The sequence below is a fragment of the Flavobacterium sp. TS_SC_5 genome (assembly GCF_056156265.1).
The window spans coordinates 956010-969389 of sequence record NZ_CM149588.1 but is presented as its reverse complement, the minus strand read 5'-3'; the positions used below and the strand labels follow the sequence as shown (position 1 = coordinate 969389).

General features: G+C 30.4%; 13 protein-coding genes. 5 read left to right on the top strand and 8 right to left on the bottom strand.

Annotated elements, in window-relative coordinates; genetic code table 11:
• Positions 1-75 precede the first annotated feature (75 nt).
• The 6 genes from AC0J6S_RS04350 to AC0J6S_RS04325 form a co-directional block, all read right to left on the bottom strand.
• Positions 76-273 (bottom strand): hypothetical protein, encoded by a 198-nt coding sequence (locus AC0J6S_RS04350; RefSeq protein ID WP_474955603.1) that lies wholly within the window; start codon positions 271-273, stop codon positions 76-78.
• A gap of 511 nt (positions 274-784) precedes the next feature.
• Positions 785-1153, bottom strand: coding sequence for a hypothetical protein (locus AC0J6S_RS04345; RefSeq protein ID WP_474955602.1), 369 nt, complete (start codon positions 1151-1153; stop codon positions 785-787).
• A gap of 336 nt (positions 1154-1489) precedes the next feature.
• Positions 1490-1954 (bottom strand): lysostaphin resistance A-like protein, encoded by a 465-nt coding sequence (locus AC0J6S_RS04340; RefSeq protein ID WP_474955601.1) that lies wholly within the window; start codon positions 1952-1954, stop codon positions 1490-1492.
• 71 nt (positions 1955-2025) lie between these two features.
• Positions 2026-2196: a bacteriocin gene (locus AC0J6S_RS04335; protein WP_474955600.1), complete on the bottom strand. Its 171-nt coding sequence runs from the start codon at positions 2194-2196 to the stop codon at positions 2026-2028.
• A 19-nt stretch (positions 2197-2215) separates the two neighbouring features.
• A complete protein-coding gene (locus AC0J6S_RS04330) occupies positions 2216-2392 on the bottom strand; it encodes a hypothetical protein (RefSeq protein ID WP_474955599.1) in 177 nt (58 codons plus the stop codon).
• Between the two features lie 80 nt (positions 2393-2472).
• Positions 2473-2625: a hypothetical protein gene (locus tag AC0J6S_RS04325; RefSeq protein WP_474955598.1), complete on the bottom strand. Its 153-nt coding sequence runs from the start codon at positions 2623-2625 to the stop codon at positions 2473-2475.
• Between the two features lie 481 nt (positions 2626-3106).
• Between AC0J6S_RS04325 and AC0J6S_RS04320 the strand changes: the two genes are divergently transcribed.
• From AC0J6S_RS04320 to AC0J6S_RS04300, 5 genes are all read left to right on the top strand, one after another.
• Complete coding sequence (locus AC0J6S_RS04320) at positions 3107-4825, top strand: helix-turn-helix domain-containing protein (protein WP_474955597.1); 1719 nt, start codon at positions 3107-3109, stop codon at positions 4823-4825.
• A gap of 135 nt (positions 4826-4960) precedes the next feature.
• Positions 4961-5140, top strand: a complete 180-nt coding sequence (locus AC0J6S_RS04315) for a hypothetical protein (protein ID WP_474955596.1) — start codon at positions 4961-4963, stop codon at positions 5138-5140.
• A 38-nt stretch (positions 5141-5178) separates the two neighbouring features.
• Positions 5179-6885 (top strand): S8 family peptidase, encoded by a 1707-nt coding sequence (locus AC0J6S_RS04310; protein ID WP_474955595.1) that lies wholly within the window; start codon positions 5179-5181, stop codon positions 6883-6885.
• Positions 6885-9095 (top strand): lantibiotic dehydratase family protein, encoded by a 2211-nt coding sequence (locus AC0J6S_RS04305; RefSeq protein ID WP_474955594.1) that lies wholly within the window; start codon positions 6885-6887, stop codon positions 9093-9095. Before AC0J6S_RS04310 ends, AC0J6S_RS04305 begins: the two co-directional genes overlap by 1 nt.
• 3 nt (positions 9096-9098) lie before the next feature.
• Positions 9099-9965 carry a thiopeptide-type bacteriocin biosynthesis protein gene (locus tag AC0J6S_RS04300; protein WP_474955593.1) on the top strand — a complete coding sequence of 289 codons (867 nt, stop codon included), beginning with the start codon at positions 9099-9101 and terminating at the stop codon, positions 9963-9965.
• A 13-nt stretch (positions 9966-9978) separates the two neighbouring features.
• Here AC0J6S_RS04300 and AC0J6S_RS04295 read toward each other — a convergent pair whose 3' ends face one another.
• Both AC0J6S_RS04295 and AC0J6S_RS04290 read right to left on the bottom strand, forming a co-directional pair.
• Positions 9979-12645 (bottom strand): carboxypeptidase-like regulatory domain-containing protein, encoded by a 2667-nt coding sequence (locus AC0J6S_RS04295; protein WP_474955592.1) that lies wholly within the window; start codon positions 12643-12645, stop codon positions 9979-9981.
• Positions 12633-13343 carry a GLPGLI family protein gene (locus AC0J6S_RS04290; RefSeq protein WP_474956322.1) on the bottom strand — a complete coding sequence of 237 codons (711 nt, stop codon included), beginning with the start codon at positions 13341-13343 and terminating at the stop codon, positions 12633-12635. Before AC0J6S_RS04290 ends, AC0J6S_RS04295 begins: the two co-directional genes overlap by 13 nt.
• Positions 13344-13380 lie beyond the last annotated feature (37 nt).

The following is a 13380-nucleotide window of genomic DNA, read 5'->3' as shown; positions in this document are numbered from 1 at the left end:
AAAAAACCGATTTGTATACTTGAGTAAAATTTAGGTACACAAATCGGAATTTAACACTCTAATTTTTTTTATTCTTTATGCCCACAGACCACCTGGGCCAGCCTCTCGTCCATAACCTATCCCTCTACATTTATAACAATCCTGCTCATGAATCATCAGTGCAGCAGTTGCTAAAATTGCTAAGCCCTCTAGCACTGGAACAATCCAGCCACCATCAACTTCTTTAACTTCTTGAGCATTAAGCTCTAATAACTTAAAATTATCTAAATTCATTTTTTTACGTTTTTAAAATTACACTTTTATTATTAATAAAAAGTTTCTCGAGAACTTTTACGCTTGATTTTTTTGGAGACCATAGCTTTATCTTACTCCTTGCTCTGTTTTTTATAGGGTTACACAACAGCTGTATTATTCCCTTATACTTTGTTTTTTTGAGTAACAAATAGCTTTACCTAAAACCTCATGCTTTGTTTTTTATAGGGTTACAAAACAGCTGTATTATTCCCTTACAATCGGCCCGATTATAATTTAGAAAATGATTCGGTTTTTACAGTAACGTCTTACTAAGAAACTTTGTCATTTTTCTGAAGCCAAAACTAGAATATGAAGAAGTTCTACGCAAACAGTTGTTGTCGGAATTCCGTGAATTCCGATATTGTTTTTCCTGAATTTAGTGCTTTTAAACTTGAAATTTAATGATTACAATCATCGTAAAAGAACTCTGAAAAATAGCATTATGTATTTGATTAATATTGTCCGCCATTTTCAGCGTAATGCTTTTGGCTTAAACTACAAGCGACAAATCATGAACTTGATCTTGAACAGTTGATGAAACCTCCTGATTGGTGGCTTTCTCCGTATCCAGATTTTCTTGTGTAAGTTGTACCAGTGTATCGCCTTTTTGCACGATACCATTGTTCCTGAGATTGACAAATGTCACTTTTCCATTCACCAAGCTGGTTACCGGAACATTATCTGTGGTAGAGCGCACTATGCCACGACTCTGGCTGCTGATATCAATTTTAATAACAGGCAATAGTGCCAGAAAAATAAGTATAGCCAGAATCAATACCAAGTAAATAGAAATACTCTTGGTTTTGTTTTTGGCGATAAGATTTTCGAGAGTGTTGATGGGGTCTTGACTGAAGTTCATTAGGCATTTTATTGGGGTTGCTTAGAGCAGTTGACTATTTATTAATTAACATTTATTGTTGCGAAGTTAGGAGACTTCGTACAGCTGACTAAGCCAATTAGCGGAACATTATATGTGGTAGAGCGATATTTATGGGGTCTTGACTAAATGTGATCTGCTATTACTGTGTATTAGAAAATTAATTTTACTATAAGAAATAAAACAAATACTATGTTATTTAAAATACTTTTGTGCAACAGAAAATATTTATTCGCATAAGTTACTTAAAACTATAAAAAAGTCTTTTAATTTTTATAAATTATTCGCTTAAAAATAGTCATTCGTATGAAGCAAAAGTTATGAAATGGTTTTTAAAATAAAAACTATTAGATTATATAGAGAATGTGTAACAGCGACCAAAATAAAACCATAATTTCTTTTTTTGCCAATTACATATAGATAAGCAAAAATCAAACCTACAAATAAAGTCAAAACAAAATAGAATAAATTATACATATGTTGGAGCGCAAAGATTAAAGAAGATATTACACAAGCATAAAAAGATTTTGTTTTATTTAAAAAAAAATTAATTATTAAATACTGAAAAATTAATGTTTCTAAAATAGGAGCTACAATAACTACTAAGATAAATTCTTCTTTACAATTTAAAAATCCTTTCACTCCATTATTTAACGGATTACCCGTCAGTAAATTAGAAGTAAAAGAAGCTATAGAAGAAAATAGCAAATTGCAAAATACAGTAACAATCATTAAATTAAAAAAATTTAATTTATTCAAAACATCATCTATTTTTTTAATCATGGATATGAAATTAGTTTATAAAAATTCCAGAATCAATATTGTTTCAAATTGATTCTGGAGTATTATTAATTCTATTTATAAATCATTGCATTACCATGTCTAGAATCACTTTTTAGTAATTGTGCGATTTCGTATGCGCTGTGTAAAGTGTAAGCTATTCCATAAGCTAAATCACCCCAAAAACCTTCTCCTCCGCTAATATTTAATAATTCATTCTCGTTAAGTTCTTTCAAATTTTTCATAAAATTAAGTTTTAATTGTTTATTTATTTCCACCATCGGCCCATCCTTCTCTCCAACCAGCTTTTATTTCTTCCCAGTCATCAATAATTTCGCTTACGAAATAAGCTAAACCGATTTTTTTGATAGGACCACCACCATCAACTAGACTTGACTCTTGATAATTAAGTTCTACTAAATTCAAATTTTGTAAATTCATATTTTTATTTTTTAAAATTAATGATTTAAAATAAATGTTAATTGGTTATCTAATAAGTTTAAAGCAACAAATTGTATCGTCTAAGGTTTTGGAAATTTAATATAAAGGTCCGGGATGCATCCTTGACCTGACCCATCATCATAATAGCTACCATTTCCCCCAGTTACTAAAATAGGGTCATCCCCACCTGTAATAACAAACAACTCTTCTGTGGTTAAATTTTCTAAATTCATTTTTTTAAGTTTTAAAATTGTTAATTAATGATTTCTAACAAAAGAGTTTCTCGAGAACTTTCTTTTTTATTTACATTCTTTATTCCGGCAGCTGTACATTCCGTTTGCTTTGTTTTTTTTAGGATAACAAATTAGCTTTAACAAAATCCAATGCTTAGTTTTTTATAGGGTTACTTAACAGCTGTATTATTCCCTCACAATCGGCCTGATTATAATTTAGAAAATGATTCCGTTTTATAGTAACGTCTTACTAAGAAACTTTGTCAATTTTCTGAAGTCAAAACTAGAGTAAGAAGGAGCTCTAAGCAAACTGTTGTTATCGGAATTCCATGAATTTCGATATTTTTTTGCTGAATTCCTTGCTTTTTAAACAATAAAACACTTATAATCAATAGATTGTGATTTGTGTTAAAAACTCAGAAAAACCAGTAATGTGTTTGATTCTCGATGTTTCCCGTAGTTTTGTAAAAAACAAAAAACAATGCGTTACTTTCTTTGGAATAAAAATCTATTTTTATTTCTATTACCGATTATTTTATTGGCACAAGTAAAAAAAACAGATCTAACAAAACTTCCTTACGATCAGTTGAAAGAGTTATTTATAAAAAGCGCTAAAAATCAAAAGAAACAATTAGAATATGCAAATGCATTTTTAATAAAAGCTAAAATTGACAATAGTCCTATAAATAAGGCAAGAGCTTTTTATTTATTATCATTGTTACACAAAGGCGATAAGGCTATTTATTATTTGGATAATGCAATTAGTTTCTCAAAAAACACAAATGATTTAAAATTCCCTGCTTATGCTTATTCAAGAAAGGCCTATGAGCTAAAAGAGCAATCGCGGTTCAGAGAGACTATAGATAATTTTATTTTGGCTGAAAATAGTGCTCGATTAAACAATACTGATTTTTATTTTGATGCCAAATTCTCAATAGCCTTATTAAGATCCGAAGAATTGGGTGAGGTGGAAGAAGCACTAGTTTTATATAAGGAATGCTTTAACTATTACAAAGACAAAGAGGTAAGGTCTCCAAAATATTCATTTGCTTATCAGGATGTTATTTTTGCACTAGCAGATGCACACAAGGCACTGGAACAAGCAGATTCAACTACCTATTACAATAAATTAGGGTATAAAGAGGCAACAATTACCAAGAATGAAAATTACAAATACTTATTTATTCTTAATGAAGGTGCTAACCACGTTTTAAAGAAAAATTACCGCGTGGCTTTAGACAGTATTTACAAAGCTTTACCTAAAATGATTGTCTTTAAAAATCAAGGGAACACGTTAGCATCATATTTTTATTTAGGCAAAGCATACGAAGGTTTAGGCAATCCAGAAGCAGCGGTTCAAAATTTCAGAAAAGTAGACTCAATCTATACTATTTCTAAAAAAATCATTCCTGAGTTTATGGGTGGTTATTCGTTTTTGATTAATCATTATAAGGTAAGAGGTGATAAAGAAAACCAATTGAAATACATAAATATTTATATGACTATTGATAGTACTTTACAAAAAAAATATAAATTACTGACAAAAAAATTGAATAAAGAATATGACACACCATATTTACTAAAAGAAAAGGCAACACTAATTGAATCTTTACAAAAAGAAAAAATAGTTTCGTACACGGGAATCCTCATATTATTAGTTTTGGTAGCAGCAATTGGTGGCTTTGCCTTGTATCAATACCAACTCAAAAAACAATACCGTTTTCGATTTGAAAAAATCATGCAGCAAACTACAGTTGTTGTTAAGCCTGAAATACTACATTCTCAACTTATTGAAGGTAGTATAAGCAATAATAGATACCAATCGATTGGTATCGCTGAAGAAGTAGTACAGCAAATTCTGGAAAAACTACAAGTTTTTGAAAGTGAAAGTGGATTTATGGATTCTACGATTACGATTCAAAAAGTAGCTACAGTTTTAAATACAAATAGTAAATATTTGTCTAAAATTATAAATGAGTTCAAAGGCAAATCTTTTGTTCAATATAGTAATGATTTACGAATAGAGTATTCCATAATCCAGTTGAAGAAGGATCCTAAATTGCGAAATTATACCATACAAGCCTTGGCTATTGAGTTTGGTTTTAATAATGCTGAATCGTTTTCAACTGCTTTTTTTAAAAACACGGGGATAAAACCTACTTATTTCATAAAGGAGTTAGTTCTTATTGAAGACTATTAAACAACTCATATTCATTATTTTATACAATTAATCAATATCGGAATTCACGGAATTTCGATAAGCAAATGAAACTTTGATTAGTATAAAATGGGAAAGTTGTATACATTCGAAAATATAAACCATAAAAAAATAAAAATGAAAACAAAAAAAACAAAACAGCTAAATAACAAGTTTGATTTAGAAAAAATGAAAGTAGCAAAATTAAAAAATATTCATTCAATCAATGGTGGTTATAATATATTAGGATTTGATGGTGATATAGGAACAGTAACTCAAAGTGGACAAAATAAGACCAAGGAAACTATTAGTTATTAAATTTACTATTGTATTTAAAAACTCCTAATTAACAATTCATGAAGTCATTTTGTATTTTTATTTTCTTGTTTATTTTTATTATAAGTTGTAATTCTATCAAGGAAGCTAAAATTAGTTCTACCATTTCATCTGATGAGATTAACGCTTCAAAGTTGGCTTTACAAAATTGGTTTCAGAAAGATTATCAGCAAGATGCTGTACCCGGAATTTCCTTGGATAAATACTATACACAAAATAAAAAAAAGCCAAAAAGTAAAAGTGTAATAGTAGCTGTCATCGACACTCAAATCGATATTCACCATGAAGAACTACAAGGTCAATTATGGATTAACACTAAAGAAATTCCTAATAATGGTATCGATGATGACCATAATGGATATGTCGATGATGTCAATGGTTGGAATTTTTTGGGTACTCCAAGTGGAGGTTATGTAGTTTGGGCTAATTTTGAGTATACCCGATTAGTAAGAGATTGGGCTCCTCTTTTTAAGGATAAAACGGAATCACAAATTCCAGTTCAAGAGCTCTCCAACTTAAAGGAGTACCATAGGGCTTTAACGAAACTTGAAGAAGAAGCGATCTATTACAAGAACTGGCTTAAATCTTTAAATTATAGTGTAGTTACTTATCCTGCAGCCAAAGACAGTTTAAAGCATTACTTTCCAAAAGAAGAATACACCTATCAGCAATTAGACAGTATGTATCAAAAATACAAAATTAATGATAAAACATTTCGAAAAAGACGCGAAGATGGTGATATGGATATTGGGACTATGATTGGTTTTATGAAAGCAAGATTCGATTTCAATGAAAAATCTTTGGAGGATGTCAAAGAAAATGAAACTCAAATAGATTCTATTGTAAATAAAAATCTAAACCTTAATTTTAATGAAAGAACAGCAATAGGTGATGATCCTAGTGTTTTAGAGAAAGGTTATGGCAACAATAATATTAGTAATATTAAAGTTGGATATAGACCTATTCAGGATCATGCCACAAAAGTATCGGGTATTATTGTTGCCAATAGAACAAATAGTATTGGAATTAAAGGTATTGCCGAAAACGTGAAAATTATGCCTTTGAATATCTCTGCTTCTGGAGATGAACACGATAAAGATATTGCCATGGCAATACGTTATGCAGTTGATAACGGGGCAAAAGTAATCAATATGTCGTTTGGAAAAGAATTCTCTTTGAAAAAAGAATGGGTTTTTAATGCTTTTAAATATGCCGAAAAACATAATGTCTTGCTCGTACATTGTTCAGGAAATAACAGTTTTAATGTTGATGAAAACCCTTATTACCCTAGTGATATTGCCTATGACGGCTCAAAAGAAGTATGTGGAAACTTCATCAATGTAGGCTCCATATCCTCTAAACTAGACAGTAGCTTTGTATCCTCTTTTTCCAACTATGGTAAGCAAAACGTAGATTTATTTGCTCCTGGCGAAGAAATCTACACGACAACTTACCCCAACACCTACGCTACAGATTCTGGCACTTCCCTTGCTGGACCAATGGTATCAGGAACAGCCGCTTTGATTTGGTCGTATTATCCTAAACTTTCAGTTCAGGAGATAAAACAAATTATTTTAGAATCAGGAACGGCTTACGATATGGAGGTTTTGATCCCTGGTGGTGAGGGTAAAAAAGCTAAATTTTCTGAACTCTCTAAATCAGGGAAAGTTTTGAATGTCTATGATGCGATGGAACTCGCTAAAAAAGTGAGTAAAAAGAAACGATAATGCACCACTACCAAGTTCGTCCTTTCTCACACTATGTTCTAAGAACCCCTTTATTACCAATTTCTTTTTACAGGAATGTATTGGAAAATTATTCAGAAGAGGCCTTATTGCTGCAGTTTGATAACCCTTATATTAGAGAAGCTATTCGAATGGCTTCGCCAGGACTGCTAACGGCTTTAGACAAATGGAAAGCTGAGCCTTTCAGTTTATCCCATAAAAAAAGGGATAGTTTGCAGCTCAGCCTACTGAAATATAGTGCTCGAATATCAGCTCGTTGTACTCCTTTCGGGCTATTTGCTGGTTGTACAGTGGGAAAAATAGCTTCTGAAACGAACATTACACTCCATTCACCTGAAAATTTCAGCCGTTTTACACAATTTGACATGCAATTTTGGGTGGCACTATTACAAGATTTTGCTAAACGAGAAGAAGTTACATCCCATCTTAAATATTATCCAAATAATTCCATCTATGCTCTTGGGGATTTTTACCGATACGTAGAATACAAGTATGTAAAAACAAAAAGAGAGCATAGCATTTCAGCATTGCGAAAAACAACACTTTTAAATGATTTAGTGCTCCAAGCAACATCAGGGTTGACGCTCGATGAAATGATGCTGCTTCTTGCAGATAATGCATCTGAAACCGTAGAAGCTTTGAAATTTATAGATCAACTTATCAATTTTCAGTTTCTTATAAGTGAATTGGATGCAACTGTAACGGGTAGTGATGAATGGGGACGCGTTTTTTCAATCATCGATAAAATTCCGAATTTAAAAGAAGAGACTAGACTTTTACAAAGGATAAAAAAGCAACTTGTAGTATTAGACCAAACGCTTGTTCCTTATGAAAAAAACTATAAAGCTATAAAGGATTTAATTCAGAAAACAGGTGTGGATTATGATGAAAAATATCTTTTTCAAACTGATTTAAATACGGCTGCTTCCGTAAATACTTTGAGTAGTAGTTCTCAAAAAAAAGTCTTCCAAGCGATTCGTTTTTTAAACGGAATTCAAAAGCAAAAAAAGTCTGAAAACCATACGAGTTTTATAAAAGCATTCACTCAAAGGTATGAATCAAGAGAAATGCCTTTGGCAAATGTTTTGGATACTGAAACGGGAATTGGATATCTTCAAAATTCTGAAATGAATGATACGCATGAGATTTTGGAGCAGTTTTCTTTTAAAAGTAAAGCTCAAGAATCAGTCATTGAGTCGTGGTCCTCTAATGATTTTATACTGGAGAAAAAACTACGGGAATGTATCCTGAAAAACGAAAAAGCCGTATCGCTTTCTGAAAAGGATTTTCCGGATTTTGATCCTAGTTGGAATAATGCACCGGCTACTTTCTCGGTAATGATTGAAATTGCATTGCACGAAGAAAAAGAAATCATATCAATTGAATCTTCGGGGGATGTTAGTGCCGCCAAACTATTAGGGCGTTTTTGTAATGGAAATGATGCTATTTTCAATTTAACCAATGAAGTTGTAGCAAAAGAAGCTGCTTATCATTCTGATAAAATCTTAGCAGAAATCGTTCATATTCCAGAATCAAGAACCGGTAATATATTGAGAAGACCTGTTTTAAGAGCATTTGAAATTGCTTATTTGGCTAATTCGACAGTAACTCAAGACTACACGATTGATTTAAATGATTTAATGATTTCGATACGCAACAACAAAATTATTTTGCGATCCAAAAAACATAATAAAGAAGTTGTTCCTTGTTTGTCAAATGCCCATAATTATTCTACTAAATCGCTGCCTATTTATCATTTTTTATGTGATTTACAATCTCAGGATATAAAGCCTATTCATAGTTTCAGTTGGGGTATTTTAGAAACGCATTACGATTTTTTTCCAAGGGTTGATTATAACGGAGTACTACTTTCGAAATCAAAATGGATGGTACTTAAAACTGAAATTACCCCTTTTTATAAAATGGAAGGCATTCCATTATTTGAAGCTTTTTCGAGTTGGAGAAAAGAACGAAACATTCCTCGTTTTGTAAATTGGGCGTATTTTGACAACACATTATTAATTGATTTTGAACAAGAAATTGGGATTCAATTATTTTTAAAATCAGTTGTAAATCATGCTAAAATCACTTTAGAAGAATTTCTATTTACAGAAGAATCTGTTGTGAAAAATACGAATGGTGAAAATTTTGCCAATCAGTTCATATTGTCATTTTATAAAGACCAATTGTAAAGTATGAAAAGGGATTTTTGCATAGGAAGTGAATGGTTGTATTATAAAATATACACTGGAGTAAAAACAGCAGATCTTGTGTTGCTTGAAAAATTATATCCGGTTATTTTAGATTTAATAGAGAAAAGAATAATTGACAAATGGTTTTTTATTAGGTATAAAGATCCTGAAGAACACCTGAGAATTCGTTTTTATTGTAAAACCCCAGAAAAAACCTCAACTGTAATCGCCAGAATGTATCCGGTTTTAACTAATTTGCTGGAAGAAAATAGCCTTTGGAAAGTACAAACGGATACCTATCAAAGAGAAATCGAACGATATGGTGAAAAAACGATGATTGATTCAGAAACATTGTTTTGTTATGATAGCGAAATGATCCTGCATTATTTAACTTTAAGGTCTTCTTTTGAACACAATGAAACACCCCTGTTATTTAGCTGCACTGCAATTGACACCTTTCTAAATTCATTTGGACTAAGTAATTCCGATAAATTATCTTTAATGGATAAATTACAATTGGCTTTTAAAAAGGAATTTGATGCAGATAAAAGTTTGAAAAAAGAATTAGATAAACATTATAGAGAATTGTTTCAAGAAATGCAGCAGTTTTTACTAGGAAAAGCAGCTGAAGATCAGACGGAAATTTTCAATATTATAAAAGCCAAGGATGACAAAAGTAAAGACCTGATTGATTCCATTAAAGGGAAATTACAAATTCCCTTATCCGATTTCTTAATGAGCCATATTCATATGATGATAAACCGACAATACACTTCAAAACAAAGAATGTATGAGTTGATCATCTACGATCATTTATATCGCTATTATAAAACTCAGGAATTAAAAATGATTAAGCGGCTTTATGTTTGATAGGAGTTTTTATTTAAAATCGGAGTTCCATTTTTAACAAAACGTATCTTGGCATTAATCGGTATTCGGTTTGTGATATGTTTATGTCCGAAATACTATAATTTTTAAATTTTTCTGTGTTAAAAAGATTATTTCCTGATAAGAAAAATGTTATCTTGTTTTCTTTAACTACATAACGAGCTTCTAAATCCAAGAAATAATATTTGTTGTTGTTTTTATCTAAATTACCGAAAAAATAACGTTCTGATTGAACTTGTATGTTAAATTTATCACTAAACATAAATGACAAATCTAAAAAACTCATATTGTCTGTGAAACTATTTTTAATAGTTGTTTGAACTTCGTTGTAATTCCATTTTGAGCCAATATGATAATTAAAAACTCCTCTAAAACCCGAACGCATTTCAAAGCCATAATCCGCATTGAAATTTTTAACTTCTCTTAAATTTGAATTGTTTACAATGTTTTTGAAATTGATTTTTGTTGCTCCTAAATTGATTTTTAAGTTCGATTTTATGGGTTTAAAGTACCTATCAATACTTGATGAAATAGATAAAAACTCACGGTCTTTGATAATGATTTTTTCAGATTGTGAAAAGTTTTGAGCAATAATGGAATTAGTGCTAAAAAAATCATTGTTTCTGGAATACATGATAAAAGTATTGGCAAAAAACTTGTCGCCCCAGCTTCCATAAGTATAATTTAAAATGGCACTTGATGAATTGAGTTGATTAAATTCTTCTAATCCTTTTGAAAACGAACGAAATCCTGTTTGCACAAAACCCGAATAAACATCTAAAACGCCTGCGTTTGTTGTACTATATGAATATGAAGTAAGGAGTTTATTTTTCTCGTTAATTTTCCAATCTAAACCAATTTTTGGCATTATAAAAAACGGATTTTGATTAGATTTTACATCGAAATTTTCTAATTGATTGAATAATTGATGTGCGTCTGCTTGGGTTAACAACGTAACATTCTTAAATTTAAAACGATATTTTGCGGATAAATATAAATCGTTTGTAGTATAAGTTAGTTGGTTTTGATAACCATTTGGAAAAGAAAGATTGTTGTCGTTTTGTAACAACTCAAAACGAGTATTTAAATCATCTATTCGTAATTGATTACCCATTTTTATTTCAAACAAATCGCCGTTTTTCTTTTTGTCTAATAAGTGTGCTTCAATACCTGTAAATTGCATTTTGTTTTCACTGAATTGTTTGGTATTATTAGCGTTTTCTGCAAACAAATCGCTAAAAATAAACTGATTTACAGAATAATTTTGTGGTGTTTTTTCATTGATGTAACGACTTGAAAATAAAAAAACTTTGTTGTCTTTGAATTTGTTTGTGTAAACTAATTTTTGATCAAAAAGTTGATTGTTTGCATTTAATCGTTCGTTTAGTAAATCGTTATTGAATAACAAATCACTTCTGTTTTTTTCGTTTGTTTTATTAAACTTTCCTGTATATTCAAAAGTTTTAGTTTTTGAAATGTCGTAGGTTAAATCTATTTTTCCAAAACCAGTTAATTGCGTTTTTCTACCTACAAAATTTTCGGTATTTGTAAATGTTGTATTGCCAACGGAAAATTGTTGTAAACTATTTCTAAAAAAATCTATTTCATCTGTATTTAAAAAGCCGAGTGTTTTTAGTTTTACTTTTTCAGATAAAGTGAAAATACTGTTTAAAGATAGCATTTCGGCATTATTGAGATTTACCCTTCGTTTTTTTAGATTAGGTAATTCATAGTTTAGTGTTAATAATGAATTTGCAGTCTGATTATCACCTAAACTTGCAGGTTCATCATAGCGAAATGGTCTTATTAGGTGGTTTATATCACCAACTGCATCAATCCCAGTGTTATTAAGATTGGTTAAGAAATAATGTTTACTTTTTTTTCCAAAGTTCATTAAGTTGGCTCTAAATTCATACCTATTTTCAGAAACTATACCATAACCACCAAAAGCATTCCCAAACCATATTCGTTTGGCATCTTCTTTAAGCGTAAGATTTAAAGCCACTTTTTCGCTATTTTCAATACCTTTTAAATGTTTGTTATTAGAATAATTTTGATAAACTTCTACTTTGTCAATTGGGTTCACAGGCATATTTTTAGTAACAATTTTATAGCCTTTTTCAAAAAAATCATCCCCATCAATCATCACTTTTTCCACTTCTTGATTGCCAATTTTTATTGTACCATCGGTTAAAACATTTAAACCAGGGATTTTTTTTAACAAATCTTCAACCACTTGTTCGTTGCCTTGTAAAAAGGATTTTGCATCAAAAATAATAGTATCTTTTTTTACTGTTATTGGTCGTTTCGATTGCACCATAACTTCCTTAAGTTCTGTTGTTTTTGATGTTAGAATAAAGTTTTCTTTAATTTTTGCACTATTTATTATTTCAATTTTTTTAGATTTAGCTTCATAAGATAATGAAGACACATTCAAATTAAAAACACCTTTTATTGCTGTTTTTAATTCAAAATATCCTTCAATTTTTGTATTCGTATAAGTTATAATTTTGCCGTTTTCATCTTTTAATACAACACTTGCAAAAACTCCTTTTGAAGTTGCTGCATCAGTTACATAACCCTCAATTATTGTTTGAGCATAGCAAATTGTATGTACACTAAGGAAAATACAGAAAAAGGTAAATAATTTTATTTTTCCCATTCAAAAATCTTTTCAACTTTATAAGTTGTTTTCGTGTCTTTTTTACTTGTCATTTTTGTTAAACTAGAAGCCATTTCCCTTGGTAATTTAGATTTTAATTTTTCTAAAAGTAAATCTTCATAATTATCCATGGCATAAACGTATTCTTTTAACGTTTTTGTTTCTTTTTCGATAGGCTTTTTTAATTCAAAAAGTTCACTAGTTGGGTATTCAATACTTCTAAAATTGACCGTGAACATTTTTTCTGTATCTTCGGCTTGAAGAATTAGTCCTGGCAAACCATACAATTTCCAAGGCCCATAAGGCAATGGTATTTCTTCTGTGAACCAAACTATAAAAGTTCTACCTCGAAAGGTACCAATTGCTTTTTTACAGTTAAAAATACCAATTTTCATTTTATCTTCTTGAATTTTCCAATCAATTTTTAACCAAGTATCTTCTACTGTAAATTCATTAAACGCGGTGGCATTTGGAAATCTTAAAACGATACTTTCAGATTTAAAGTTACGGTAGATTATTTCTCCTTTTTCGTCTCCATATTTAAAATTTACTCTTACTCCTTCACCGTCTTGCTCTATGCCTTCTTTTGTCTTCTTATAAAATTTTGTAGAAAAAGCAGTAGATATACTTAATGTATCATTAGAATACATCCTAGTTTCAACCCAATTACTATTTTTATTTTCATTAGGGTATTTAATATCATAGGTTATTTAACCCGATTTGTTTTGAGAAAAA

Excerpts from the sequence above, each read along its gene's own strand:
- AC0J6S_RS04350 (WP_474955603.1), bottom strand. The coding sequence starts at position 273 with ATGAATTTAGATAATTTTAAGTTATTAGAGCTTAATGCTCAAGAAGTT.
- AC0J6S_RS04345 (WP_474955602.1), bottom strand. The coding sequence starts at position 1,153 with ATGAACTTCAGTCAAGACCCCATCAACACTCTCGAAAATCTTATCGCC.
- AC0J6S_RS04340 (WP_474955601.1), bottom strand. The coding sequence starts at position 1,954 with ATGATTAAAAAAATAGATGATGTTTTGAATAAATTAAATTTTTTTAAT.
- AC0J6S_RS04335 (WP_474955600.1), bottom strand. The coding sequence starts at position 2,196 with ATGAAAAATTTGAAAGAACTTAACGAGAATGAATTATTAAATATTAGC.
- AC0J6S_RS04330 (WP_474955599.1), bottom strand. The coding sequence starts at position 2,392 with ATGAATTTACAAAATTTGAATTTAGTAGAACTTAATTATCAAGAGTCA.
- AC0J6S_RS04325 (WP_474955598.1), bottom strand. The coding sequence starts at position 2,625 with ATGAATTTAGAAAATTTAACCACAGAAGAGTTGTTTGTTATTACAGGT.
- AC0J6S_RS04320 (WP_474955597.1), top strand. The coding sequence starts at position 3,107 with ATGCGTTACTTTCTTTGGAATAAAAATCTATTTTTATTTCTATTACCG.
- AC0J6S_RS04315 (WP_474955596.1), top strand. The coding sequence starts at position 4,961 with ATGAAAACAAAAAAAACAAAACAGCTAAATAACAAGTTTGATTTAGAA.
- AC0J6S_RS04310 (WP_474955595.1), top strand. The coding sequence starts at position 5,179 with ATGAAGTCATTTTGTATTTTTATTTTCTTGTTTATTTTTATTATAAGT.
- AC0J6S_RS04305 (WP_474955594.1), top strand. The coding sequence starts at position 6,885 with ATGCACCACTACCAAGTTCGTCCTTTCTCACACTATGTTCTAAGAACC.
- AC0J6S_RS04300 (WP_474955593.1), top strand. The coding sequence starts at position 9,099 with ATGAAAAGGGATTTTTGCATAGGAAGTGAATGGTTGTATTATAAAATA.
- AC0J6S_RS04295 (WP_474955592.1), bottom strand. The coding sequence starts at position 12,645 with ATGGGAAAAATAAAATTATTTACCTTTTTCTGTATTTTCCTTAGTGTA.